This window comes from Kosakonia sp. CFBP8986, from assembly GCF_034044935.1.
GTDB classification, from domain to species: Bacteria; Pseudomonadota; Gammaproteobacteria; order Enterobacterales; family Enterobacteriaceae; genus Kosakonia; species Kosakonia cowanii.
Genome location: NZ_JAXCXB010000006.1, coordinates 303,283 through 328,932 on the forward strand (window position 1 = coordinate 303,283; position 25,650 = coordinate 328,932).

Annotated in this window: 25 protein-coding genes; 8 read left to right on the plus strand and 17 right to left on the minus strand. The window is 59.1% G+C overall.

The features are described 5' to 3' along the window. Nucleotides 1–13 precede the first annotated feature (13 nt). Together copA and SOM48_RS16210 are read right to left on the minus strand one after the other, a co-directional pair. The gene (gene copA, locus SOM48_RS16205; protein ID WP_313162608.1) at nt 14–2,512 is read right to left on the minus strand and encodes a copper-exporting P-type ATPase CopA; all 2,499 of its coding nucleotides are present in this window, start codon (nt 2,510–2,512) and stop codon (nt 14–16) included. A gap of 171 nt (nt 2,513–2,683) precedes the next feature. Further along, the gene (locus SOM48_RS16210) at nt 2,684–2,980 is read right to left on the minus strand and encodes a TM2 domain-containing protein (protein WP_023479055.1); all 297 of its coding nucleotides are present in this window, start codon (nt 2,978–2,980) and stop codon (nt 2,684–2,686) included. Between the two features lie 206 nt (nt 2,981–3,186). Here SOM48_RS16210 and cueR point away from each other — a divergent pair, with 206 nt between their 5' ends. Beyond that, nucleotides 3,187–3,597 (plus strand): Cu(I)-responsive transcriptional regulator, encoded by a 411-nt coding sequence (gene cueR, locus SOM48_RS16215; RefSeq protein WP_023479078.1) that lies wholly within the window; start codon nt 3,187–3,189, stop codon nt 3,595–3,597. Here the strand turns inward: cueR and SOM48_RS16220 are convergent. From SOM48_RS16220 to tesA, 7 genes are all read right to left on the minus strand, one after another. Next, on the minus strand, nt 3,551–4,288 hold the full coding sequence (locus SOM48_RS16220; protein ID WP_320512315.1) for a DUF3142 domain-containing protein: 738 nt from the start codon (nt 4,286–4,288) through the stop codon (nt 3,551–3,553). The genes cueR and SOM48_RS16220 overlap by 47 nt on opposite strands. Next, nucleotides 4,258–6,465: a PA5441 family protein gene (locus SOM48_RS16225; RefSeq protein ID WP_320512316.1), complete on the minus strand. Its 2,208-nt coding sequence runs from the start codon at nt 6,463–6,465 to the stop codon at nt 4,258–4,260. The genes SOM48_RS16220 and SOM48_RS16225 overlap by 31 nt, the downstream gene beginning before the upstream one ends. 21 nt (nt 6,466–6,486) lie before the next feature. Continuing rightward, complete coding sequence (locus tag SOM48_RS16230) at nt 6,487–6,948, minus strand: NfeD family protein (RefSeq protein WP_128483472.1); 462 nt, start codon at nt 6,946–6,948, stop codon at nt 6,487–6,489. Continuing rightward, nucleotides 6,945–7,859 carry an SPFH domain-containing protein gene (locus tag SOM48_RS16235; RefSeq protein ID WP_023479088.1) on the minus strand — a complete coding sequence of 305 codons (915 nt, stop codon included), beginning with the start codon at nt 7,857–7,859 and terminating at the stop codon, nt 6,945–6,947. The genes SOM48_RS16230 and SOM48_RS16235 overlap by 4 nt, the downstream gene beginning before the upstream one ends. An 85-nt stretch (nt 7,860–7,944) precedes the next feature. Beyond that, nucleotides 7,945–8,799, minus strand: coding sequence for a thioredoxin family protein (locus SOM48_RS16240; protein WP_054804535.1), 855 nt, complete (start codon nt 8,797–8,799; stop codon nt 7,945–7,947). A 59-nt stretch (nt 8,800–8,858) separates the two neighbouring features. After that, nucleotides 8,859–9,629, minus strand: coding sequence for an SDR family oxidoreductase (locus tag SOM48_RS16245; protein ID WP_289746336.1), 771 nt, complete (start codon nt 9,627–9,629; stop codon nt 8,859–8,861). A gap of 28 nt (nt 9,630–9,657) precedes the next feature. Next, nucleotides 9,658–10,281 (minus strand): multifunctional acyl-CoA thioesterase I/protease I/lysophospholipase L1, encoded by a 624-nt coding sequence (tesA, locus tag SOM48_RS16250; RefSeq protein WP_164483652.1) that lies wholly within the window; start codon nt 10,279–10,281, stop codon nt 9,658–9,660. Between tesA and ybbA the strand changes: the two genes are divergently transcribed. The 6 genes from ybbA to SOM48_RS16280 all read left to right on the plus strand — a co-directional run bounded on the left by ybbA (nt 10,252) and on the right by SOM48_RS16280 (nt 17,754). Next, nucleotides 10,252–10,938, plus strand: coding sequence for a putative ABC transporter ATP-binding protein YbbA (gene ybbA / locus SOM48_RS16255; RefSeq protein WP_023479090.1), 687 nt, complete (start codon nt 10,252–10,254; stop codon nt 10,936–10,938). The two genes, tesA and ybbA, sit on opposite strands and share 30 nt — an antisense overlap. Then, nucleotides 10,935–13,349, plus strand: a complete 2,415-nt coding sequence (gene ybbP, locus SOM48_RS16260; RefSeq protein WP_320512317.1) for a putative ABC transporter permease subunit YbbP — start codon at nt 10,935–10,937, stop codon at nt 13,347–13,349. Before ybbA ends, ybbP begins: the two co-directional genes overlap by 4 nt. Before the next feature lie 183 nt (nt 13,350–13,532). After that, nucleotides 13,533–14,675 carry a porin gene (locus SOM48_RS16265; RefSeq protein WP_128483466.1) on the plus strand — a complete coding sequence of 381 codons (1,143 nt, stop codon included), beginning with the start codon at nt 13,533–13,535 and terminating at the stop codon, nt 14,673–14,675. Between the two features lie 508 nt (nt 14,676–15,183). Further along, complete coding sequence (locus SOM48_RS16270) at nt 15,184–16,020, plus strand: MetQ/NlpA family ABC transporter substrate-binding protein (protein ID WP_320512318.1); 837 nt, start codon at nt 15,184–15,186, stop codon at nt 16,018–16,020. A gap of 62 nt (nt 16,021–16,082) precedes the next feature. Then, nucleotides 16,083–17,102, plus strand: a complete 1,020-nt coding sequence (gene sfbB / locus SOM48_RS16275) for a virulence-associated ABC transporter ATP-binding protein SfbB (protein ID WP_320512319.1) — start codon at nt 16,083–16,085, stop codon at nt 17,100–17,102. After that, the gene (locus SOM48_RS16280) at nt 17,095–17,754 is read left to right on the plus strand and encodes a methionine ABC transporter permease (RefSeq protein ID WP_023479087.1); all 660 of its coding nucleotides are present in this window, start codon (nt 17,095–17,097) and stop codon (nt 17,752–17,754) included. The genes sfbB and SOM48_RS16280 overlap by 8 nt, the downstream gene beginning before the upstream one ends. A gap of 60 nt (nt 17,755–17,814) precedes the next feature. Here SOM48_RS16280 and SOM48_RS16285 read toward each other — a convergent pair whose 3' ends face one another. The 6 genes from SOM48_RS16285 to ppiB all read right to left on the minus strand — a co-directional run bounded on the left by SOM48_RS16285 (nt 17,815) and on the right by ppiB (nt 22,390). Beyond that, entirely contained in the window at nt 17,815–18,024 is a 210-nt protein-coding gene (locus SOM48_RS16285) for a hypothetical protein (RefSeq protein WP_320512320.1), read from the minus strand. Nucleotides 18,025–18,181: 157 nt separating this feature from the next. Beyond that, complete coding sequence (mnmH, locus tag SOM48_RS16290; protein ID WP_320512321.1) at nt 18,182–19,255, minus strand: tRNA 2-selenouridine(34) synthase MnmH; 1,074 nt, start codon at nt 19,253–19,255, stop codon at nt 18,182–18,184. Between the two features lie 215 nt (nt 19,256–19,470). Further along, nucleotides 19,471–20,535, minus strand: coding sequence for a 5-(carboxyamino)imidazole ribonucleotide synthase (gene purK / locus SOM48_RS16295; RefSeq protein WP_128483463.1), 1,065 nt, complete (start codon nt 20,533–20,535; stop codon nt 19,471–19,473). Then, entirely contained in the window at nt 20,532–21,041 is a 510-nt protein-coding gene (purE, locus tag SOM48_RS16300; protein ID WP_094419569.1) for a 5-(carboxyamino)imidazole ribonucleotide mutase, read from the minus strand. The genes purK and purE overlap by 4 nt, the downstream gene beginning before the upstream one ends. 128 nt (nt 21,042–21,169) lie before the next feature. Next, nucleotides 21,170–21,892, minus strand: a complete 723-nt coding sequence (gene lpxH / locus SOM48_RS16305; protein ID WP_288883001.1) for a UDP-2,3-diacylglucosamine diphosphatase — start codon at nt 21,890–21,892, stop codon at nt 21,170–21,172. 3 nt (nt 21,893–21,895) lie between these two features. Further along, entirely contained in the window at nt 21,896–22,390 is a 495-nt protein-coding gene (ppiB, locus tag SOM48_RS16310; RefSeq protein WP_023479044.1) for a peptidylprolyl isomerase B, read from the minus strand. A 174-nt stretch (nt 22,391–22,564) separates the two neighbouring features. Between ppiB and cysS the strand changes: the two genes are divergently transcribed. Then, a complete protein-coding gene (gene cysS / locus SOM48_RS16315; RefSeq protein ID WP_054804662.1) occupies nt 22,565–23,950 on the plus strand; it encodes a cysteine--tRNA ligase in 1,386 nt (461 codons plus the stop codon). 94 nt (nt 23,951–24,044) lie between these two features. Here the strand turns inward: cysS and SOM48_RS16320 are convergent, their stop codons facing one another. Both SOM48_RS16320 and SOM48_RS16325 read right to left on the minus strand, forming a co-directional pair. Then, on the minus strand, nt 24,045–24,566 hold the full coding sequence (locus SOM48_RS16320) for a metal-dependent hydrolase (RefSeq protein ID WP_054804661.1): 522 nt from the start codon (nt 24,564–24,566) through the stop codon (nt 24,045–24,047). A 66-nt stretch (nt 24,567–24,632) separates the two neighbouring features. Then, the gene (locus SOM48_RS16325) at nt 24,633–25,649 is read right to left on the minus strand and encodes a substrate-binding domain-containing protein (protein ID WP_023479039.1); all 1,017 of its coding nucleotides are present in this window, start codon (nt 25,647–25,649) and stop codon (nt 24,633–24,635) included. Between the last annotated feature and the right edge of the window lies 1 nt (nt 25,650).

Sequence of the window (25,650 nt, forward strand, 5' to 3'; positions counted from 1 at the left end):
GCGGGGCGGGGGCTTAGTCGCGCGGGGTAAAGCGCAGCAGCCGGTTGGCGTTACTCACCACGGTAATTGAGGAGAGCGCCATTGCTGCTCCGGCTACCACCGGGTTGAGCAGTGTGCCGGTCAGCGGCCAGAGAATCCCGGCGGCAATCGGGATGCCAAGCGAGTTATAGATAAACGCGCCGAGCAGGTTCTGCTTCATATTGCGCAGTGTGGCGTTGGCAATTGCCAGCGCATCGGCCACACCCATCAGGCTATGGCGCATCAGCGTGATCGCCGCTGTTTCAATCGCCACATCGCTGCCGCCGCCCATCGCAATACCGACATCGGCCTGCGCCAGCGCCGGAGCATCGTTGATGCCATCACCAATCATCGCCACCTGGCGACCCTGCTGCTGGAGCTGTTTGATCGCCTCGGCTTTGCCATCCGGCAATACGCCGGCAATCACCTCATCGATGCCCGCCTCTTTGGCAATCGCATTTGCCGTCGACGGGTTATCGCCGGTCAGCATCACCAGCCGGTAACCGGCGCGGTGCAGGCGTTGTAGTGCCTGCACGCTGTCGTCACGCAGCGGATCGCGAATGGCGAACAGCGCCCGCGCTTTGCCCTCTACTGCCAGCAGCACTGGCGTCGCGCCACGGCTGGCCTGGGCGGCAATCTCCTCATCCAGCGCGCGCGTATCGATCTGCTGTTCCGCCAGCAGCGCCTGGTTGCCGAGCAGCACGCGCTGCCCGTCAATCTCGCCGCTGACCCCCAGCCCACGCAGGGTGCGGAACTGCTTCACTTCCGGCAGCGCATCACTTGCGGCTTTTTCCACAATCGCGTGCGCCAGCGGGTGGCTGGAGCCCTGCTCAAGCGCTGCTGCCAGGCGCAGGGCGCTCGTTTCATCCCCCTCCAGCGCGGTGATGCTCACTACTTCCGGTTTGCCGCGCGTCAGGGTGCCGGTTTTATCAAACACCAGCGTATCGAGGGTGCTGGCGCGTTGCAGCGCATCGGCATCGCGCACCAGCACGCCAAACTCCGCCGCACGCCCGACGCCGGAGATAATCGACATCGGCGTCGCCAGCCCAAGGGCGCAGGGGCAGGCGATAATCAGCACCGTGGTAGCGATCACCAGCGTATAGACAATCTGCGGGGCCGGGCCGAAGAGGTACCAGATGGCACCGCTCAGCAGGGCGATGGCGACAACCACCGGAACGAACACCGCTGAAATACGATCGGCAAGCTGGCCAATCTCCGGTTTACTGCTCTGTGCCTGGCGCACCATGCGGATAATGCGCGACAGCGTGGTGTGGCTGCCCACGGCGCTGGCGATAAACAGGACGCTGCCATCCTGCACCACGGTGCCAGCGTGGATCGTCTCGCCCGCACCTTTTTGCTGCGGCACCGGCTCGCCGGTCAGCATTGCTTCATCAAACCACCCCTCGCCGTCGCGGATCTCGCCATCCACCGGTACGCGATCGCCGGTGGTCAGGCGCAGCGTCATGCCCGGCTGCACTTCGGCCAGCGGGAGGTTTTTTTCGCCCTCAGGGGTGACCACCCGCGCCGTTGGCGGGGTTAAATCGAGCAGCCGCTCCAGCGCTTTTGACGAGCGCTGGCGAGCGCGCGCTTCCAGCATATGACCGAGGTTAATCAGACCGATAATCATCGCACTGGCTTCGTAATAGAGGTGACGGGCTTCCATCGGAAACCACTGCGGCCAGATATTGACGCTCATCGAGTAGAGCCAGGCCGCGCCGGTACCAAGGGCAACCAGCGTGTCCATCGTCGCGGTGCCGTTACGCAGGCTTTTCCACGCGCTGGTGTAGAAGTGCCCACCGGCAAACACCATCACTGCCAGCGTGAGCACGCCAATGCCGAGCCACAGCGAGCGGTTAACCTCGGTAACCATCATATTGTCGCCGATCATCCCCCACAGCATGATCGGCACGCCGACCAGCAGGGCGACAATCGCCTGCCAGCGAAAGCGCTTCAGGGTAGCGAGCGCCGTCTCCTGCTGGCGCTCGCGACGCTTAATATCATCTTCAATCGCTTCCGCGCCGTAGCCCGCCTGCTCAACGGCGCTGACCAATTCTGCGGCGGGCGCGCTGCCCATCACCAGCGCAGTACGCTCCGCCAGGTTTACCCGTGCCTGCGTGACGCCCGGAACCGCCTGTAAGGCTTTTTGTACCCGGGAGACACAGCTGGCGCAGCTCATGCCGTTGATCAACAGCTGCTGGCTGTCATCAAGATCGTGTGCTGCCGGAAGCTCTGGAGTGGCCGCTGTCAGTGCTTCCGACGGGAGTGATGACTCTGCCAGCGGTTTAGCCTTTGGGTGGCTGACGCTCGCGCCGTATCCGGCCTCTTCGACAGTCGCGATAAGCGCTTCGGCGCTGGCGCTGCCCGTTACATGGGCATGCTCGATGGTGACATCGGCCGCCTCAACGTCGGGGCGCTTTTCCAGGCTCTCTTTTACACGTTTAACGCAATGGCCGCAGGTGAGGCCATCCAGGTTTAGCTCTATGGTTTGAGACATACGCGTTCTCCTCAGGGATGAGACGTTTGATAACACGCAATAAGCTTAAACCTTCCCGCGAGGGGAAGGTCAAGTTCAGGGCTACACAAAATAGCTCACACGGCAAAAAACGCCGCCAGAAATAAAAAACCCCGCATTGAGCGGGGTCTGGCATCATTTGGCGGTTAATACTCAGCCATATTTACGCGCGAATTCTTCGTCGGAATTACACAGGTAAATAATAAATTCGATAAAGGAGATGATTGCCGGAATACAGGTCCAGAAGAACAGCAGATAAAGAATGCCCTGTCCCGGTTTACCTAAATAGAATTTGTGCGCGCCGAAGCCGCCAAGGAAGAAGGCGAACAGCGCAGCGGAGATGCGGCTTTTCTTGCCAGCGGTGCTCTGTGGCGCACCGCAGCTCGGGCATGCCACCGCTTCTTTATGTATCTCCTTTCCGCAACCGCGGCAAAAAGCCATATCACTCATAAACAACTCCTGTGTGTCGAACTTTTATCATTATTTGAAAATCCCGCGCTATGGTATAGCGAAGCGGCAGATGAGCAAATAGAAATATTTACCACATGCATATATTTGTTTTGCGATATCGTAAGGATTAATATTATTTCCCGGCCTCATAACAGGCGTCGCACTATTTGCCGCCCTCTGAGTCTGTGTAAATGATGGGGAAGATGATGAATATCAGCGATGTGGCAAAAAAGACCGGTTTAACCAGTAAAGCGATCCGTTTTTATGAGCAGAAGGGGCTGGTGACGCCGCCTTTGCGCGGGGAAAACGGCTATCGCAGCTACAACCAGCAGCATCTCAATGAGCTGACGCTGCTGCGCCAGGCGCGCCAGGTGGGATTTAACCTTGAGGAGTGCGGCGAACTGGTTAATCTGTTTAACGATCCCGCCCGCCACAGCGCCGATGTGAAAGCCCGTACGTTACAGAAAGTGGCCGAGATCGAGCGCCATATCAGCGAATTGCAGGCGATGCGCACCCAGTTGTTGACGCTGGCGGAAGCCTGCCCCGGCGACGAGGGTGCGGACTGCCCGATTATGGACAACCTCTCCGGCTGCTGTCATCACCGCGCGAAGGGTTAAGCAGAAAGGTCACTGTGCCGCGATACCAGCGCGAGGCGGCAAGCTTCGCAATCTCTTGCTCATCGCAAATCCCGCCCGCCACGACGCCCAGTTTAAACGGAATGCGCAGGCCTGCGAGCGCCGGCAGATAATCGGTAAAATTCGCCACCGTACGGCGTCCCTGATAGCTCTGTACCACCAGTTCATCCACCGGTAAGGCATTCAGCGTGGCCACGCTGCCGGTTTTCGCCCAGTCCAGCAGGCCGGTTACCCCCAGCGCATAGTGCGCGGGCAGCGTGTGCCGCAGCCGTTGCAGAAAGCGGGCGTACTCATCGAGCCGCCAGGTGGCGGCATCGAAATCAATCTGCAAGCCCACCACCTCGTTTCCCGCCGCCTGCCAGCGCGCCAGCAGGCTGTTCAGGCGCAGCAGCAGCGTATCCGGCACGTCGAGAGTGGCAAAGCGCACCGTCAACCAGATGCGCGGAAAGACCAGCCGGTTAACGGGCAGCCCTTTGCGCTCAAACACCGCTTTACCGCCGTGGATCACCACCTCGCCCTGATGGAGATAGACCACGTCGGCCTGGCGCAACGCCTCACCCGGGTGCACGCCGGACCAGAGCCAGAACGCCTGCTCCTGCCCCTTCGCCGGGCTTAATGAAGCGAGCAGGGCAGCAAGCGCAATTACCAGTAGTAACGGAGTTCGTTGGCCCATACGCTTCCGGGGTAACGGCTCTTCAGTTGCTGGAACCAGGCTTTGCGCACCGATTTCTCCACGTCCTCGCCGCCGCAATCGTTATAGCCTGAGGGGGCATAACACATCACTGCACGGTAGAGGGCATAGCTCTTATCTTCCGGCTCCGCTTTCGGGTCGTTAATTACCTGCTGATAGGCGGCCAGCCGCTGCGGCACGCCGGGCAGCGCTTTCATTGTGGTGGCATCGTCAAGGGCATCATTGCCGCCGCGATCGGCGCCCAGCGAGACCCTCGCCTGCGTGGTGCGGAAGAATTCGCCGAGGCAGTTCAGCGCATGCCCATCCGTTGGCGTCTTGCTCAGCGTAGTGACGGTCTTATCCAGCGCGGCACAGGTGTAGCGGCTCGCCTCATCGCTGCCTTGCCAGTTAAAGACGTTCAGATCGACATCCGAGAATGCCTCATCTTTTACCGGCGGCGTAATGGCGGCAATCAGCTTTTTATCCTGTAACCAGTCGGCGTAGTTTCCGGCGGTCAAATCGCGCATCAGCAGGGTGTGCAGGGCGATCGTGCGCTCTTCGCTGTTCGGCCCGTTTTGTGCCTGCGCAAGCAGCAGCGGGCGCGAGGCTTTGGTTTTCAGCACCAGCGAGCGAAAGCGCAGGTTAGTGACCCGGCTCTTCGCTGCGAAGATCTCGTCAACCTTCTCACTCGACACCAGCGTGGCCGCCAGTTTGGCCTGTAACAACTGCTGTTGTTCGACGTCACGGCTTAAATCGAGCAGGCGCAGCCAGTGGCTTTGCGCCTCGGGCCAGGCTTTTTGCGCCATCAGCGCATCGCCATACAGCACCTGTTCGCTAAAAGCGAGAACGTCATGCTCCGCCAGCGCGTTTGCCGGGGTGATACCGCTGACCACCGCAGCGTAATCCTGCGAGCTGTAAGCCAGTTGTAGCTGAAGATAGTTCCACAGCGCGCTGCGCTGGTTTTTGTCGAACTCCGCTTTATGGCTCTCAAGCCAGGCGTTATCGATACAGGGCATATTTTCCCGGCAGGGCGATTCGCGCATCCAGCGCAGGGCGGCAATAAAGGTCATCAGCGAAGCATTCGGCGCGCTGACAAACGCATCGCCTCCCCAGCTAACATCCTTACTCAGCAGCTTGTTGTCGCTCTCATTGATCAGCGTCACCAGCGCATCGCCGCTGGTGGAGGCAGAGAGCGCGTTTTCATAGCGCACCGCGAGGCTGTCCCACTGCTGAAGATACCAGTCAATACGGCGCAGCATCCCCTGGGTCGAGGCGGCATAGCGCCCCTGCGGCCACTGCTTGAGGTAACTTTCCGCCGCGCTTCGCGCCTGCTCAGCGTGGGGCTTATCAATTTTCGTAACGTCAAAATCGCCATATTCGCCGTTGGCGTTTTCGCTGCTGGCGTTGAGCGCATTACGCATCAGCATGTAACTCGCCGTCTCGGCAAGCCACGGCTGCGCGCTCTTTGTCAGCGAAGTGAAAAGCGGCTCGGCGGCGGCATAATCACCGGCATAGAAGCTATTGGCGGCCTGAAGATAGGTACGAAAACCCGCCGCCGCTGAATTCTCCGGGAAGGAGAGGGCGCTGATCGCCTCTATACTCTGCGAAGATTCATTAGCCGCGATACGCGCGGTCGCCAGCGCCTGGCGCTGCGGCGCGGTCAGGGATTTATCCTCAAGCAGGGCGGCGAAGAAGGCTGAAAGCGTCGCGTTGTTTTGTGAGACAAAGCGGGTTTCACCGTCGTTGCCCACGTCATCAACCGCTGTTGCGGTTTGCGCGTCATTGCCGTCGGCAAGCAGGCGCAGCAGGGCGGGCGGCAGCGTGTTGTCGCTCGCGACGCCCAGCGCATTCATCTGCTGGCGCAGCGTGGCGGCAAGCGTTGAGGCTTCTGTCGCAGCGGCAGGCGGCGCGTCATCATGATGCACGCCGAAGTACACGTTGCGGCTGCGGGTAACATCTGCCGGCATCGGCTGGCGCAGCGGATAGAGCCCTTTGCTGTCGCCCAGCAGGCGCAGCAGGTTGTCGCGGGTATCGGTATGGATGGCGATAACCGGCGGCGTGGAGAGGTAGCAGCCGGGGCTGCCCCATGTGCAATCATCAATATCGGAAGAGGCCAGCGCGGATGCGCTGGCGCCAAGCGCGAGCAGGATGCCCAGCGCGAGCTGTTTTTGCGGGCCCATAGCCGGGATCCTTGGGTTAAGTTAGTCGCTTACGGGAGTGATACGCAGCGTAATACCTTCAATGGCGATGACCTCGACGCGCGTACCGGCGGCGAGATCGGCATCGGCGCAGACCGGCCATGAGCTGTCGCCCACGCGCATATGTCCGCGACTGTTGACCAGCGCATTATCGAGCGTGAAACGGCGACCGAGCAGCTGTTGCCCGCGCAGGTTAAGCGAGGCGTCGGCGGGGTTTTGCTGTTTTACGCGTTTTGACAACCACAGCCACCAGAGCCAGGCGGCCAGCAGCGTCAGCAGGGCAAACAGCACCCCCTGCCACTCCCAGCTAAACGGGATGACCCACGCCAGCAAACCGGTGGCGACGGCCGCAATGCCGCTCCATAACAGATAGCCGTTGCCGCCGAGCATTTCGGCGGCGAGCAGCAGCCCACCCAGCGTCAGCCAGGCGAGGTAGGTATGTTCAAGCAGCAGTTCGGCGATCATTTTTTACGCTCGTTGGCGCTATCTTTCACCAGCTCTGCAATACCGCCGATGGCACCCAGCAGGCTGCTGGCATCCAGCGGCATCATCACCACTTTGCTGTTGTTGGCGGAGCCGATCTGCTGCAGCGCTTCGGTATATTTCTGCGCCACAAAGTAGTTCACCGCCTGGATATCGCCGGAGGCGATCGCTTCAGAAACCATCTGCGTGGCGCGGGCTTCCGCTTCCGCCGAACGCTCACGCGCTTCTGCCTGCAGGAAGGCAGACTGACGTTCACCTTCAGCTTTCAGGATCTGCGACTGTTTATCCCCTTCGGCTTTCAGGATCTCCGCCTGGCGGATCCCTTCGGCTTCTAGGATGTAGGCACGTTTAGTACGCTCCGCTTTCATCTGCGCATTCATTGAGGAGACCAGCTCCGCCGGCGGGCGCACATCGCGTATCTCAATACGCGTTACCTTGATGCCCCACGGGTTGGTAGCTTCATCGACAATGTGCAGCAGGCGGGTGTTGATGCTGTCACGCTGGGAGAGCATCTCGTCCAGCTCCATTGAGCCGAGCACGGTACGGATGTTGGTCATGGTCAGGTTGACGATCGCCAGCTCCAGATTGCTCACCTCATAGGCGGCGCGCGGCGCGTCGATAACCTGAATAAAGCAGACGGCGTCAATGGTGACGTTGGCGTTATCTTTGGAGATGATCTCCTGGGAAGGGATGTCGAGCACCTGCTCCATCATATTGATCTTGCGACCAATGCGATCCATAAACGGCACGACAAGGCTAAGACCCGGTTGCAGTGTGCGGGTAAAGCGGCCAAAGCGTTCCACGGTCCACTGGAAGCCCTGGGGGACAATTTTTACACCGGAAAAGACAATAACCAGCGCGACGACGATAAGAACGATAATGACGATTGGCATCAAAAAAAACCTCCTGTTTAATTTGATGCCATCTTAGCCCGAATTGGCGACGAAAGCAGCCCGATCGCCAAATTTAGCAGGGTGATCAGTAAAGCAGCGAGTAGAGCTGACGACGGTATTTTGATGCCAGCGCATCACCGGTGCCGAGCGCGGCGAGGATCTCTTGCAGAGTTTTGCGCGCGTCGCCGTTAGCCGCACCCAGATCTTTACGCAGGTGGTTAAACAGCAGCTCCAGCGCCTCTTCGTTGCGTCCGACCTGGTGCAGTTGCAGCGCCAGTTGGGTTGCCAGCGCCGCATCCTCCGGGTTATCAGCAACCTGCTGTTGCAGTTGCTGGATTTCCGGCGTATCGGCCGCTTTGCGCAACAGATCGATCTGCGCGATCAGCCCCTGATAGCGGGTGTCCTGATCCTGCAATGGCACCACTTTCAGCACCGCTTCCGCTTCGTCGGCACGGTTTAACACAATCAGCGTTTCCGCCAGCAGGAAGCCGATTTCGCTCTGCTGGTTAGAGAGCTGCCACGCCTCTTTCAGCAGCGGCAGCGCCTCCGCGTGGTTGCCTGCCTGCATCAGCTCCATCGCCTGCTGCGCTTTTAGTTCTTCTTCGCGCGGCAGCACTTTGTCGAGCAGGGCGCGGATCGCCTCTTCCGGCTGCGGGCCCTGGAAACCATCGACCGGCTGACCGTTCTGGAAGAGATAGACCGTTGGAATGGCGCGCAGGCCAAACTGCGAAGCGACCATCTGCTCGGCATCGCAATCCACTTTCGCCAGAATAAACTGCCCGTTGTACTGCGCGGCCAGCGTTTCCAGGACCGGCGTCAATTGCAGACAGTGTTGGCTGCGCTCGGACCAGAAATAGAACAGCACCGGGGTCGCAACGGACTGTTCCAGCACCTGTTGCAGGTTCGCTTCGGTAATATTGACGATATTCTGTACGGACATGGCAATTTCTCTGTTTAAACAAGTAAGAATGAGATGGGGACGCGACACGCGCCTTCAACTCATCCGTGCAAAATTTTATCCATCATGCGCGCGGGCAGCAGCCGTTTCAGCAGGCTGACCGCCCAGGTCACCAGCGTGACGGGGTAGCGTAATTTCGGATGTTTACTCTCAAAAGCATGGCGCACTTTGGCGACCACCGCCTCCGGGCCGAGGGTAAAGCGCGCGGCGATGCCGGGATTTTCTACCGGTTTATCGCGCTGTGTCTGGTTGACATTATCGGTAAAACGGGTGCGGATGGGGCCAGGCTCAATCAGGCTCACTTTAATGCCGGTGTGGCGCAGCTCCATGCGCAGCGCATCGGACCAGGCTTCCAGCGCATATTTACTTGCGGCATAGGCACCGCGACCGGGCGTGGAGATCAGGCCCATCACCGATGAAGTCATCACAATGCGCCCTTCGCCGTGCGGCAACATAGCCGGGAGCAGACGCAGCGTAAGCTGGTGAGTGCCGAAAAAGTTGCTGGAAAACTGCTGCTCCAGCTGTTCACGGCTGATGGAGTCAAGAGACCCATACACGCCGTAACCGGCGTTATTGAAGAGGCCGTAGAGGCGATTGCCGGTCAGGGCGATCACTTCATCTGCTGCGCGATCCACGCTCGCCGCGTCATCAAGATCGAGCAAAACGCCGGTGAATCCCTCTTGATCCATCCGCGCCACATCGTCGGCTTTACGGCAGGCCGCCAGCACGCGAAACCCCTGGCGCTTTAGCTCGCGGGCGCTCTCCAGACCTATACCGCTGGAACATCCTGTTATTAAGACCGTTTTTTGCATAACTTTACCTGGGGACGCGCCTGAATATTCAGGAGGCGTGATTAACTAAAGGAGCCAGTCGCGTGGCCATCCAGTCGGCAATAAACGGCTGGGCATCGCGATTGGGGTGAATACCATCATCCTGCATCCACTGCGGTTTCAGATAGACTTCTTCCATAAAAAAGGGCAGCAGAGGAACATCCAGCTCGCTGGAAAGCTTCGGGTAAATGGCACCAAAGGCCTCAGTATAACGACGACCGTAGTTGGCGGGCAGCCGTATTTGCATCAGCAGCGGCTTCGCATCGGCGCTCTTTACCGTCTGGATAATCTGGCGCAGCGTCTGTTCCGTTTGCTGCGGCGGAAAACCGCGCAGGCCGTCATTGCCGCCGAGTTCGACCAGCACCCAGCGCGGTTTATGCTCTTTTAACAGCGCGGGCAGGCGCGCCAGGCCCTGCTGCGAGGTGTCGCCGCTGATACTGGCGTTCACCACCACAGGCTGTTGCTGCCACTTGTTATTGAGCAGCGCAGGCCAGGCCGCCGTTGCCGCCATCCGATAGCCCGCACTCAGGCTGTCGCCAAGAATCAATAGCGTGTCCGCCGCCGCGGCGCGAAAGGTTAACAAAAGCAAAAACAGGAAGGGCAAATGCCAGCGGAAAACATTGTTGAAGTTCATCATCTTAAGAAGTCCGTCGGTCAGGGGGAGCAGGAGCTTTCAATCCTTACCGGAGTTGAGCTGGTTGTCAAACCAGCTGAAACCATCGCGCTGATTGGCGAGTCCGGTTCCGGGAAGTCGACGCTGCTCGCCATCCTCGCCGGGCTGGATGATGGCAGCAGCGGCGAAGTGCATCTGCTCGGTAAACCGTTACACAAAATGGACGAAGAGGCGCGCGCACAATTACGCGCGCAAAATGTCGGGTTTGTTTTTCAATCCTTCATGCTAATCCCGACCCTTAACGCGCTGGAAAACGTGGAACTACCTGCGCTGTTGCGTGGCGAGAAGAGCAGTGAAAGCCGCAGCAGCGCCAAAGCATTGCTCGAGGAGTTGGGGCTGGGCAAACGCCTCGATCATCTCCCGGCACAACTTTCCGGCGGCGAGCAGCAGCGCGTGGCGCTGGCCCGCGCTTTCAACGGTCGCCCGGCAGTGCTCTTCGCCGATGAGCCGACCGGCAATCTCGATCGGCAAACGGGCGACAAAATCGCTGACCTGCTCTTCTCCATGAATCAACACTACGGCACCACGCTGCTGCTGGTGACCCATGATGCGCAGCTGGCGGCGCGCTGTGACAGGCGTCTGCGGCTGGTCAACGGCGAACTGCGGGAGGAAGCATGATTGCCCGCTGGTTCTGGCGCGAATGGCGCTCGCCGTCCCTGCTGATTGTCTGGATGGCGCTGAGCCTCGCGGTGGCCTGCGTGCTGGCGCTCGGCACCATCGGCGATCGCATGGAGAAGGGCTTAAGCCAGCAGAGCCGCGATTTTATGGCCGGCGACCGCGCCCTGCGCAGCTCGCGTGAAATTCCGCCTGGCTGGCTGGAGGAGGCGCGTAAAAGCGGCCTGCAAGTGAGTGAGCAGGTGAGCTTCAGCACCATGACGTTTGCCGGCGACACACCGCAGTTGGCGAGTGTTAAAGCGGTGGATAATCGCTACCCGCTCTATGGTGAGCTGGAAACGCAGCCCGCCGGGCTGAAGCCGCAGCCGGGCACGGCGCTGCTCGCTCCGCGCCTGATGGCTTTACTGAGTGTTAAACCGGGCGACACGATTGAGGTGGGCGACGCCACGCTGCGCATCGCTGGCGAAGTGACGCAGGAGCCCGATTCCGGCTTTAACCCCTTTCAGATGGCACCGCGGCTGTTAATGAACAGCGCTGATGTAGCAAAAACCGGCGCTGTCTTGCCGGGCAGCCGCGTCAGCTGGCGGGTGAAGTTTGCGGGTACGCCCGCACAGTTAGAGAAGTATGAAACGTGGCTGCTGCCGCAGCTTGGCGCGGATCAGCGCTGGTACGGGCTGGAGCAGGATGACGGCGCGCTGGGGAAATCCTTACAGCGTTCGCAGCAGTTCTTGCTGCTATCGGCGCTGCTGACGCTGCTGCTGGCAGTCGCCGCCGTTGCGGTGGCGATGAGCCACTACTGCCGCAGCCGCTACGATCTGGTGGCGATTCTGAAAACCCTCGGTGCCGGTCGCGCACAGCTGCAAAAGCTGATTGTCGGCCAGTGGGCGCTGCTGCTTGGGCTGACGGTGATCACCGGCGGCGCGCTGGGGCTGCTGTTTGAAAAGGTGCTGATGCTCCTTCTCAAACCGGTGTTGCCCGCTGCGCTGCCGCCCGCAAGCTACTGGCCGTGGCTGTGGGCCATCGGCGCGATCGTGGTGATCTCGCTGCTGGTGGGGCTGCGTCCCTATCGTCTGCTGCTGGCGACGCAGCCGCTGCGGGTGCTGCGCCGCGATGCGGTGGCGAATGTCTGGCCGCTTAAGATCTATCTTCCGGCGGTAGCGATTATCACCGTGCTGCTGCTCGCCTGGCTGATGGGCGGCAGCATGCTGCTGTGGGCGGTGCTGGCGGGGGCGGTGGTGCTGGCAATGCTCTGTGGAGTGGTCGGCTGGCTGCTGCTCAATGTGCTGAAGCGCCTGACCCTGAAAGCGCTACCGCTGCGTCTGGCGGTGAATCGCCTGCTGCGCCAGCCGTGGGCGACGCTGAGCCAGCTATCGGCCTTCTCCCTCTCGTTTATGTTACTGGCGATGCTGCTGGTGCTGCGTGGCGATCTGCTCGATCGCTGGCAGCAGCAGTTGCCGGCCGAAAGCCCGAACTACTTTCTGATTAACATCGCCCCGGAGCAGATTGCGCCGCTGAAAACCTTCCTTGCTGAGCATCAGGTGATCCCGGCGGCGTTCTACCCGATTGTGCGGGCGAGGATGACGCAAATTAACGACCAGTCGACGGAGGGTAACGCCGACGAGGCGCTGAACCGCGAACTTAACCTCACCTGGCAGCAGCAGCGGCCGGATCACAACCCGCTTACCGCAGGCAACTGGCCGCCAAAAGCGGGTGAAGTGTCGGTGGAGGAGGGGCTTGCTGAGCGGCTTGGTCTGAAGCTGGGCGATACGGTCACCTTTACCGGCGATACGCAGGCGTTCAGCGCAAAGATCTCCAGCCTGCGCAAGGTGGACTGGGAGAGCCTGCGGCCCAACTTCTTCTTTATCTTCCCGCCGGGTGCGCTCGACGGGCAGCCGCAGAGCTGGCTGACCAGCTTCCGGCTGGAGGGGAACAACGGCATGTTAACGCAGCTTAACCGCGCCTTTCCGACCATCAGCCTGCTCGATATTGGCGCGATTTTAAAACAGGTCGGCCAGGTGCTGGAGCAGGTGAGCCGGGCGCTGGAAGTGATGGTGGTGCTGGTTACCGCCTGCGGCGTGCTACTGCTGCTGGCGCAGGTGCAGGTCGGTATGCGTCAGCGTCACCAGGAGCTGGTGGTCTACCGCACGCTGGGGGCGGGCAAACGGCTGCTGCGCACCACCTTGTGGTGTGAGTTTGCGCTGCTGGGGCTGGTCTCCGGGCTGGTTGCCGCTATCGGCGCGGAAACGGCGCTGGCGCTGCTGCAAACCCGTGTGTTTGACTTCCCGTGGCAGCCCGACTGGCGGCTGTGGATCACGCTGCCGCTCTGCGGCGCACTGCTGCTCTCCCTGTGCGGCGGGTGGTTAGGCAGCCGGTTATTAAAAGGCAAAGCGCTGTTTCGTCAATTTAGTGGTTAATCCTGCCTGAAAAAGCGGCACCGATAATTCAATCGGTGTCGCGCTGTTTCAACGTGTAAACAAGTAATCGATAGTTGTTTAGTAGCACAAAACATTAAAAAAACTTCGCCCACCAGAATCTTATAAAAGCTATGATGCCCGCGCTAATTAACAGTTAGTTGTATCTATTCCCAAGGAAAAACAATGAAAATAAAAACAAGCGCCCTGGCGACAGCCATTGGCGCAGCAGTGGCGTTGGCGTCTTTCACAGCACAAGCAGAAATTACTGTTCTGAAACAAAACCCGCAGGCGGGTGATCCCCTTAGCCGCCTGAACTTCACTGTCGGCGGCTCGATTCGCCCGCAGTTCCAGAATATGACCGGTAACGATGGCAAAAACGCCTTTAAACGTAACGGTTTTGACGGCGGCTCCCGCTTCCGTTTCGCAGCGGATTACTACCTGTTCGATGACATCAGCTGGGTCAGCTACTACGAGCTGGGCGTTGATATCCCGAAACTGTTCGACTGGGATAACCACTACGCGGAAACCGCGCACAACACCACGCGCCGTATGCTCTACACCGGTCTGAAAAGCCAGACCTGGGGCACGCTGACATTCGGTCAGCAGAACAGCGTTTATTACGACGTGGTTGGCGCGAAAACCGATATCTGGGACTACGACATGCTGGCGCAGGCACCGGGTAACGGCATCAAAGGCGATTACGACGGCTCTTATCGTTCACGCAAAATGCTGAAATATAAGAAAACCGAGGGTGACGCGGATATCTATGCTTCTTACCTGTTCAGCGATGATTACCTGGCGACCGACGGCAACCGTTACAAACGTAAGAGCGGCGGTTCACTGGGTCTCGATTATCACCTGACCGACGATCTGACCTGGGGCGCGGCGTGGAACTACACTCGTGCGGATATGCGTCAGCCTTCTACCGGCGACAGCAAAACCTACGATCAGAACATCCTCGGCACCGCGCTGAGCTGGACCCCAGATAACTGGACCTTCTCCCTGGGCGGCGGCTGGTATCAAAACTTTATGCTGACCAAGAAGAAGGATGTGCATAACTACTTCGCGGGCGATGCGTGGGGCGTTGAGTATTTTGCCGGGTATAAATTCCCGATCGCACAGTACGCGGTGAAATACATTCAGCCGTACGTGATGGGTGACCGTCTGGAGTTCACCAGCGGCCGTAATTATCAGCGTATCGATAATGGCGTGGGTGTAACCGTGCAGCTGGATTATGGTTTCCGTGTTGATTACGAACACGTCTTCACCTCCAGCACCGACAACCTGGGCGATATGAACCTGGTCCGTCTGCGTTACGATTTCTAATCGACACCTGTGCGGCCTGCCTCTGATGCGCAGGCCGCACAGCACGCTGCAAATGCCTGATGGCGCTTCGCTTATCAGGCCTACGGAACTGTGCCAACGTAGGCCGGATAAGGCATCGCCGCCATCCGGCAAGCGGTCTGGCATTGTGCCCGGTTGCTGCAAATGCCTGATGGCGCTTCGCTTATCAGGGCTACGGAAATGTTCCAACGTAGGCCGGATAAGGCACCGCCGCCATCCGGCAAGCGGTCTGGCATTGTGCTCGGTTGCCATAAATGCCTGATGGCGCTTCGCTTATCAGGCCTACGGAAATGTACCAGCGTAGGCCGGATAAGGCATCGCCGCCATCCGGCATTTCTCCTCCCTCTCCCTGACAAGTTGAATTTTTTTCAATTACCGCTGCGCTGGCTTTGTGCCATCTTATTCCCCGGCCTTATCGACAAGGCGCACACTGAACGCGACGCACTGCACGCCGCGTCACACAGCACATCATTACCATCAGGGAGAATGTATGGGACCTCGTCTCGGTTTACGCGCGCTTTTTGGCGCTCTACTTCTGGTTTGCGGTCTGCCTTTCGCGCAGGCCAACAGCGATCCACACACCATCGTTTTCGGCGTCGCGCCGGGTCCGTATGGCGATATGGTGAAACAGGCGATTGCCCCTTCGCTGAAAGAGAAGGGCTACAAAGTTGTGGTGCGCGAGTTCAGCGATTACGTGCAGCCAAACATGGCGCTGGCTAACGGCAGCATCGACGCCAACCTCTTCCAGCACAGCCTCTATTTCGACAAATTCACCGCCGATAAAGGTCTCAAGCTCAGCAAGCTGATCGCCGTGCCGACCGCCGGGATGGGTTTTTACTCGCACAAAATCAAAAGCCTCGATGAGCTGAAGAAGGGCGACATCATCACCCTCTCAAACGATCCCACTAACCTGGCGCGCGGGCTGCGCTTCCTGCAATCGCTGGGGCTGATTACCATCAAAGACGCTATCGATCCGACCAAAGCCTCCGAGCGCGATATCGCCAGCAACCCGAAAGGGCTGGTGTTTAAACCGCTGGAAGCCGCGCAGCTGCCGCGTACGCTCGATGGTGTTACCGCCTCGCTGGTAAACGGCAACTTTGCGGTCGCCGCCGGGATGGATCTCGCTTCGGCGATCAAGCAGGAGAAGCTCGACGAGAACCTGAAAAACATCATTGCCGTGCGCAGTGAAGATGCCGACAAGCCCTTCGCGAAAGATATCGTGACGGTGGTGAAATCCCCGGCTTACCGCGCGGTGATCGACGATCCGAAAAATATCTTTGCCGCTTTCCAGAAACCCGACTGGATGCAGAGCGCGGATAAACAATAACAGCGGATTGATGATCAGGCAGGCTGCGGCCTGCCTTTTGTTTTTTGCCGTTTGAGGTTGGCATGATTGAACTAGATAACGTTTGCGTCGATTTTCCGGCCGGGCGCGGTGGCAGCGGCGCGACGCGCGCCGTCGAGGCGGTCTCGCTGCGCATTGCTGCCGGAGAGATTTTCGGCATTGTCGGTACCAGCGGCGCGGGCAAAAGTACGCTTCTGCGCACGCTTAATGCTCTGCAACGCCCAAGCGAAGGGCGAGTCAATATTAACGGCGTCACCATTTCTGATTTAGAGGGCGTGACGCTGCGCCAGGCGCGCCAGCGCATTGGCATGATTTTCCAGCACTTCAACCTGATGCACACCCGCACGGTGGCGCAAAACGTCGCCTTCAGCCTGAAGGCCGCGGGGTGGGAGCGGAGTAAAATTGCGCCACGTGTGGCGGAGATCCTCGCGCTGGTAGGCTTAAGCGATAAAGCGAACCGCTACCCGGTGCAGCTTAGCGGCGGGCAGAAGCAGCGCGTCGGCATTGCGCGCGCTATCGCTAACCACCCGGATGTGCTGCTCTGCGATGAGCCGACTTCCGCGCTGGATCTGGAAACTTCTGCCACCATTCTGGCGCTGCTAAAAGAGATTAATGCGCAGATGGGGATCACCATTGTGCTGATCACCCATGAGATGAATGTCATCAAAACCATCTGCGATCGCGTGGCGGTGATGTCGGCGGGCAAAGTGGTGGAAGAGGGCGAGGTGTTCGATATTTTTGCCCATCCGCAGCACGCGTTTACGCAGCAACTGGTGTCGCACACTCTCAACCTGACACTGCCCGCGCGTCTGCATGAACATTTGCCAGGCCAGCTGCTGAAGGTGCTGTTTATCGGCGACTCTGCCGAGCAGCCGGTGCTTTCGGACGCGGCGGTAAAATTCGGCGTGGCGGTCAATATTCTGCACGGCAAAATCGAGTATATCGGCGAGCGCGCGTTGGGCATTTTAGTGGTACAACTGACGGCGGAGAACCCGCAGGCAGTCAGCGATGCCGTGGCGTACATTCACAGCCGGACGGCGCAGGTGGAGGTGATCCGTGGATGATTTACTGGCTGATTTGAGCCTCGCGTTTGGCGAAACATTCCAGATGCTCAGCATCTCAACGGTGCTGGCGATTGTCGGCGGCCTGCCGCTCGGTTTCCTGATTTTCGTTACCGACAGGCATCTGTTCTGGCAAAACCGTGCCGTCTACCTGTTGAGTTCCATTCTGGTGAACATTATCCGCTCGGTGCCGTTTGTCATCCTGCTGGTGCTGCTCCTGCCGCTGACGCAGTGGCTGCTCGGTAACACGATTGGGCCTATCGCGGCGTCGGTGCCGTTATCGGTGGCGGCTATCGCCTTTTATGCGCGGCTGGTGGACAGCGCGCTGCGTGAGGTGGACAAGGGAATTATTGAGGCGGCGGAAGCGTTTGGTGCCAGCCCGCTGCGCATTATCTGCACCGTGCTGCTGCCGGAAGCCAGCGCTGGTCTGCTGCGCGGCTTAACCATTACGCTGGTTAGCCTGATTGGCTATTCGGCAATGGCGGGGATTGTCGGCGGCGGCGGGGTCGGCGACCTTGCGATTCGTTTCGGATATTACCGGTATGAAACCCAGGTGATGATCGTCACTGTCGTGGCGCTGATTATTCTGGTGCAGATTGTGCAGGTCGTCGGCGACTGGCTGGCAAAACGGGCCGATAAACGCGACCGGCATTAGACCCGAAAGAGATGTGCCTGATGGCGCTAACGCTTATCAGGCCTACTAAACCCGTCGACATCACGAAATGTAGGCCGGATAAGGCACCGCCGCCATCCGGCAATCGGGTACGGTGCGGTAAATGCCTGATGGCGCTTCGCTTATCAGGCCTACAAAACCCATCGGCATCACGGTATGTAGGCCGGATAACGCACCGCCGCCATCCGGCAATCGGGCACGGTTGCGGCTCATGCCTGATAGCGCTTCGCTTATCAGGCCTACCAAACCCATCGGCATCACGGTATGTAGGCCGGATAAGGCACCGCCGCCATCCGGCAATCGGGCACGGTGCGGCATATGCCTGATGGCGCTTCGCTTATCAGGCCTACCAAACCCATCGACGTCACGGTATGTAGGCCGGATAAGCGTTAGCGCCATCCGGCACGCTTCACTGTGCTGCCAGCCAGGCAGAAACCTCTTTGAATGTGCCGCGAAAATGGACGATCGGCGCGCGTTTCTCCAGCTGGTAGCGATACATCGGATCGTAATAGACCTCCAGCAATGGGGCGAGCCAGGCGAAATGCGCCTCCGTGGTGCCGCGGCTTCGCTGCTCAGCCAGCGCCGCTTCCAGATGGACAGTCAGTTGCTCATAGCGCTGTAAACCGAGCCGGCGGCGAATGGCAAACAGCCCGTGGCGCAGATACTCCGCATAAGTCTCCCATCCTGCCTCTTCACCGTCACGGTCAATAAAAGCCTGTAGGGTCTGCACAAAATACTCCTCGCGCAGTCGCTCAAGGCGCAGCTCAAACGGATCGTCGACAATCACCAGCGGCGATTGCGCCATGCGCTCGCGCAGGGCTTCGGGCAGATGGTTTGCGCCAATCGCCCGGCCTTCATCTTCCAGCAGCCAGAATGGTGGCGACACTTTTAGCAGCGCGGCCGCCAGGTGGTTTTCAAACGTCGCCTGCGCGTGCTGTGCCTTAGCCGTACGGCCAAACGAGGAACCACGGTGGTGGGCAAGCCCCTCCAGATCGATTCCGTTAGGGTGCTCGCGCACCAGCAGGGTTTTGCCGCTGCCGGTACAGCCGCCCACCAGCAGTAGCGGGCGCTGAATGCGTGCCTGCGTCGCCTCAATTGCCGCCTGGCGCAGTGCTTTATAGCCTCCTGCGACCAGCGGCAGGTCAATCTGCCGCTCGCGCAGCCACTGCTGCACAATATGCGAGCGCTGGCCGCCGCGTGCGCAGCAGAGCAGGGCTTGTGGCGCGGTTTTATGGGCTGTAACCCACGCCGCAATTCGCTGCTCGCGGGTGTCGCCGTTAACCAGTTTGTGGCCGAGCTTGAGCGCGGCTTCTGCACCGTCGCGTTTATAGCAGGTGCCGACGGCAGCGCGTTCGCTGTCGTTCATCAGCGGCAGGTTGATGGCGGCGGGCATCGCGCCTTTGGCAAATTCAACCGGGGCGCGGAGATCAATAAGGGGCGTGTTATCCCGCAGGATGGCGAGATAATCGGTGGCGTCGTTCATCGGGCGTCCTTCTGCAAAAACTGGTGCCGATTTTACGCCGGAATGCGTCGGGTGTGGGGGAATTTTGCCGGATGGCGCTAACGCTTATCCGGCCTACGGTGTGGGGGCAGGGGGATTTTGCCTGATGGCGCTTAGCTTATCAGGCCTACAAAGCCATCAGCATCATGCAATGTAGGCCGGATAAGGCGCAAGCCGCCATCCGGCAGCTGTTACCCTTACAGCTTCGACTGCGCCCAGGCAATGCCGCTGGCGTATTCGGGGGGCAGTAACGGCACCAGCGCTTCCAGCGTCGCGCTGAGGCGGCCGGTATCGCTGTCATTCAGGTTGAGATGACCCACTTTGCGCCCGGCGCGCACCTCTTTGTCATACCAGTGCAGATGCACCAGCGGCAGCTTCAGCCAGTCGTAGTTAAGATCGCTGCCGATCAGGTTGATCATCACCGACGGGCTGTTGACCACCGGCGGCGGCAGGGGTAAATCGACTATCGCGCGCAGATGCAGCTCAAACTGGCTGATCGAGGCACCATTTTGCGTCCAGTGACCGCTGTTGTGCACACGTGGTGCCAGTTCATTGATCAGTAGACCGCCAGGGGTAACGAAACACTCCATCGCCATCACGCCGACATAATTCAGCTCATGCATGATCGCCGACAGCATCGCTTCCGCCTGCTGCTGCTGTTTAGCATTCGGCTGCGGGAAGACCACGCTGGTGCGCAGAATCCCGTCCTGATGCAGGTTGTGGGTCAGCGGATAAAAAACGGTGCTGCCATCGTGGGCGCGGGCGCCGACCAGCGACACTTCGCCGGAGAAGTTGATCCCCTGCTCAACGATGCACTCGCCGTAGCACTCATCCGGCAACTGATCGATATCGGCTGCGCGTAAACGCCACTGGCCGCGACCGTCATAACCGCCAACGCGGCGCTTCACGATAGCGAGATCGCCCAGGCGCTCAAACACGCCTGGCCACTCGCTTTTATCGGCAAGCAGTTGCCACGGCGCGGTAGCGAGGTTGAGTTTGTCGAACAGCTGTTTTTGCGTGAAGCGATCGGCGATCACCGGGAAAACGTCGCGGTTCACAAACGCCGGATGGCGCGCCAGCTCGCGGGTTAACGCGGTTTCTGGCCAGCGCTCAATCTCAGCGGTAATCACGCTCTGCTGAAACGGCACCGCTTCCGGCGCATCGTCCAGCCCGACTGGCCAGACGGCAATGCTTAACGGTTCACCCGCCTGGCGCAGCATGCGCCCAAGCTGACCGTTGCCTAATATACAGACCTGTTTCATGCCGCACCCCGTGGATCCGGGTTATCCAGCACTTCATCCGTCTGCCCCTGGCGCCAGTCGGCCAGGCGCTGATGCAGTTCTGCATCGTGCTGGGCGAGGATCTGCGCTGCCAGCAGCGCCGCGTTTGACGCGCCCGCTTTACCAATCGCCAGCGTACCGACGGGAATACCGCGCGGCATCTGCACGATGGAGTAGAGGCTGTCGACGCCGCTTAATGCTGCGGTTTGTACCGGCACACCCAGCACCGGCACCAGCGTTTTGGCGGCAATCATGCCCGGCAGATGCGCCGCGCCGCCGGCGCCTGCGATAATCACCTGAAAGCCGTTTTGCTCCGCCTGTTCAGCAAAGCTAAACAGTTTATCGGGCGTACGGTGGGCAGAGACGATTTCAACGTGGTGCGGGACATTCAGGGTATCGAGGATTTCTGCGGCGAATTGCATGGTGGCCCAATCGCTTTTAGAACCCATAACAATGGCGATGCGCGCCGGTTGGTTGCTTAAAGACATGCGTCTCAAAACTCCTGTGGGTGTGCTTCAGACTACTTCAGAGGGCAGAGAGAATAGCATGGAAAAAAGGCAAGGAAAACGGTTGCGCAGTGAAGTTTGCCTGATTCGTGGGTAAGGCAGTTGGGGTTTCAGAAGGGGAATTGCACCAGTTCTACGTCGCTTTCACTGACGCGGATCATTGAGCCTTCGCTGTGCCAGGCACCGAGTACGGCACGAAAGGCTGGAGCCTCATTCGCGGTCAGTTGATGAACGGCCGGGCGGTGCGTGTGACCGTGGATCAGCCACTGGACGCGATGCTTTTCCATCGCCTCAATTACGGCCTGCTGGTTGACGTCCATGATCGCCAGCGATTTGCTGCTGTTGGCGGCACGGCTGTCGGCGCGCATTTTTGCCGCCACGCGGTGGCGAATAAACAGCGGCAGGGCGAGAAACAGAGTTTGCAGCCACGGTTGATGCACTTTGGCGCGAAAGGCCTGGTAGCCAGCATCGTCGGTACAGAGCGTGTCGCCGTGCATAATCAGCACCTTACGCCCATACAGCTCAAGCACTTTTTCCTGCGGGAGAAGCTGCATACCACTTTCGCGGGCAAAGCGTTTACCGAGCAAAAAATCGCGGTTGCCGTGGATGAAATAGCAGGGGACGCCGCTGTCGACAAGGGCGCGGATGGCGGCTGCGACGCGCTGGTGCAGCGGGTTGGGATCGTCATCGCCGATCCAGGCTTCGAACAGATCGCCCAGAATGTAGAGCGCATCGGCCTCACGGGCAACGCCGTCTAAAAAATGGAGAAAACCGGCGGTGATCGCCGGTTCTTCCGTGTGCAGATGCAGATCTGCGATAAAGAGTGTTGCCACGAATTACTCGCTGACGTCCACGCTTTCGATGATCACATCTTCTTTCGGAACGTCCTGGTGCATGCCGCTGCGACCGGTAGAGACCGCTTTGATTTTGTCGACCACGTCCATGCCTTCAACCACTTCTGCGAAGACGCAGTAGCCCCAACCCTGCAGGTTTTCACCGCTGAAGTTCAGGAAGTCGTTGTCCGCGACGTTGATGAAGAACTGTGCGGTTGCGGAGTGCGGAGCCTGGGTACGCGCCATTGCCAGCGTGCCACGGGTGTTTTTCAGCCCGTTGTTGGCTTCGTTTTTGATCGCGTCTTTCGTGACTTTCTGATTCATGCCCGGTTCAAAACCGCCGCCCTGAATCATAAAGCCGTTGATCACACGGTGGAAAATCGTGTTGTTGTAGAAACCTTCACGGCAGTAGTCCAGGAAGTTTTTAACTGTTTCAGGCGCTTTGTCATCAAAGGTTTTGATTACGATATCGCCGTGATTAGTGTGGAAAGTAACCATTATTGCATCCTGTTCTGATAGAGTGGTGCGTAGACCCGCGTTTGGGTCAGAGATAGTGGCTTGTTATAGCATAACCGCGAGGCTGGATCACCTTGCAAAGTGAGCTGCTTCGGGTTTGAATTACAGGTAATATATACGGTTTTCACGCCCACACACGTCTACACGGAATCTTCGATGTTAAAAATTTTTAATACACTGACGCGCCAAAAAGAGGAATTCAAACCTATCCATGCCGGGGAAGTCGGCATGTACGTGTGTGGTATCACTGTTTACGATCTCTGTCACATTGGTCATGGCCGTACTTTCGTCGCCTTTGACGTTGTCGCACGCTATCTGCGCTTCCTCGGCTATAAGCTGAAGTATGTGCGCAATATCACCGATATCGACGATAAGATCATCAAACGTGCCAATGAGAACGGCGAAGATTTCGTTGCGCTGGTCGATCGCATGATCGCCGAAATGCACACCGATTTTGACGCACTCAATATTCTGCGCCCGGATAACGAACCGCGCGCGACGCACCATATTCACGAAATCATTGAGATCACCGAGAGCCTGCTGGCTCGCGGCCACGCCTATGTGGCGGATAATGGCGATGTGATGTTCTCCGTGCCAAGCGATCCGCATTACGGCCAGCTTTCGCGCCAGGATCTCGACCAGCTGCAGGCGGGCGCACGCGTCGAAGTGGCGGATATCAAGCGCAACCCGATGGATTTCGTGCTGTGGAAGATGTCCAAGCCGGGCGAGCCGAGCTGGCCGTCGCCGTGGGGCGAAGGGCGTCCGGGCTGGCACATTGAGTGTTCGGCGATGAACTGCAAACAGCTGGGATCGCATTTTGATATTCACGGCGGCGGATCGGATCTGATGTTCCCGCACCATGAAAATGAAATCGCCCAGTCGACCTGTGCGCACGATGGCGAGTACGTTAACTACTGGATGCACTCCGGTATGGTGATGGTTGACCGCGAGAAGATGTCAAAATCGCTGGGTAACTTCTTTACCGTGCGCGACGTGCTGAAGTATTACGATGCGGAAACCATTCGCTACTTCCTGATGTCCGGCCACTACCGCAGCCAGCTCAATTACAGCGAAGAGAACCTCAAGCAGGCCCGCTCGGCGCTTGAGCGTCTCTACACTGCGCTGCGCGGAACCGACGAATCGGTTGCGGCTGAGGGTGGTGAAGCCTTTGAAGCGCGCTTTATTGAAGCGATGGATGATGACTTCAACACGCCGGAAGCCTACTCGGTGCTATTTGATATGGCGCGTGAAGTGAACCGCCTGAAAACGGAAGATGCTCATTCAGCAAACGCGCTGGCCTCGCATATGCGTAAACTCGCGGGCGTGCTGGGTCTGCTGGAGCAGAACCCGGATCTCTTCTTGCAGAGCGGCGCGCAGGCGGATGACGGCGAAGTCGCGGAGATTGAGCAGCTTATTCAGCAGCGTCTGGATGCGCGTAAAGCGAAGGACTGGGCGGCGGCCGATGCCGCGCGCGATCGCCTGAACGAGATGGGCATCGTGCTGGAAGATGGCCCGCAGGGCACCACCTGGCGCCGTAAGTAATCCCGCATAACGGGCAGGCGATCGCGCTGTCCGCTTATCGAAGCCGCCATCCGCGTTGTGCCGGATGGCGGTTTTTTCTTTCTACAGCCCGACCTTACCGCCTGCGCCACCACAACAAACCCATCACCACCACGCCCGGCAGCCATACCCACATTAGCTCAGAGAGGATCACCTGATGCCCGTAGGGCGTGGTATAGCGTGACAGGGCGAATGGCGCGACTTTTATCACCTGCCACGGCGCGAAAAAGCGTTCATCAGACCAGGGCCAGAGCCAGCCAACCCCTTTCCCGCCGGTAGTGATGGAGTCCAGCAGGCTGTGCGACAGCAGGGAGAGGGTTAAAAATGCCCAACAGCGCGTCAGGCTTGCCTTAAAGCGCTTATGGCCGAGCCAGGCGACCAGTAGCGGGACGACAAAGGCGAAGAGCAGGGAGTGGGTAAAACCGCGGTGGCCGAGAACATCGCCGTAGGCAACGCCGAATTTAAACGCCAGCACATCGGCGTCCGGCAGCATGGCAAGCCCCATACCCGCCAGCAGCAAACCCCGAGGGATGACTTTACTGCCGAGCCCAAGCCCGAGACAGAGCGGGACAGCAGCGTGAGTGACGATAGTTGGCATAAAGCATCTCCCTGAGAAAAAAGGGATTATAGCTAAAACGCGCACTCTTCACGCCTGATTTGCGCGTCAGGCGGATTCACGCACGATGAGCTGCCCGGAGAGGGTAATGCGCTGCGTCTGTAACTGCGGCTCCTTAAGCTTGCGCATCATCAGCCCGGCGGCCTGGCGACCGCTCTCTTCACTGGCGGAGGAGACGTAGGTAAACGCTGGCGAGGTGAGATTGATGTGCAGCATATCCTCGAAGCCGACCAGCGCCACCTGCTGGGTCAAAAAGAGATCTTTACCGACGGTGCGCCCGGTGTGATGAATGCCGCTTATCGAGCCAATCATCGCATCGGGTGAGTGGCAGAGCAGGGCGGTGATGGTGTTGTGCTGTTCCAGCAGTTGACGAGTTGCGCGGCTGGCGGCTTCCGTGTCGCCGTGGCAGGCGGGCGTCGCGCCGTCGCGCAGTACCAGGCCGTGCTGCGCCATGGCGTGGCGAAAACCGAGCAGCCGCTGCTGGCGGATCACATCTCCCTCAATACCGCCGATATAGGCAATATTGCGATGACCGCGTTCAATCAGGTAGCGGGTCGCCAGCGCAGCGGCCTGGCGGTTATCACGCATCACCAGATCGCAGGGCTCCTCCAGCAGTGATTGCGAGACCACCACCAGCGGCAGCGCACACTGTTGCAGTTGCGCGGGCAGGGTGAGCGATCGCGTATCGCACGAGAGGTAAATCACGCCAGCCACACCCTGTTGTTTAAAGGAGAGCAGGCTGCGCTCGAGGTGCTCGCCATCATTCAGCGGCTGGCCGAGAAAGACCATAAAGCCGTGCTTTTCCAGCTCCTGTACGATGCTGGCCATCACTTTGATTGAGAAGCTGTCGCTGAAGTCGCGCAGGATAAGACCGATAAGATTGGAGGTGTTGGCGCGCAGATTCGCCGCCGCGACGTTATGCACATACCCGAGTGCGGCAATCGCTACCTGCACTTTTTCGATGGTCGCGTCGGAGATTTTCCCTTTCTGGCGCAGCACCAGCGAGACCGTGGAAACGGAGACGCCCGCGTGCTTTGCCACATCAATAATGCTGACTTTCTTCAAC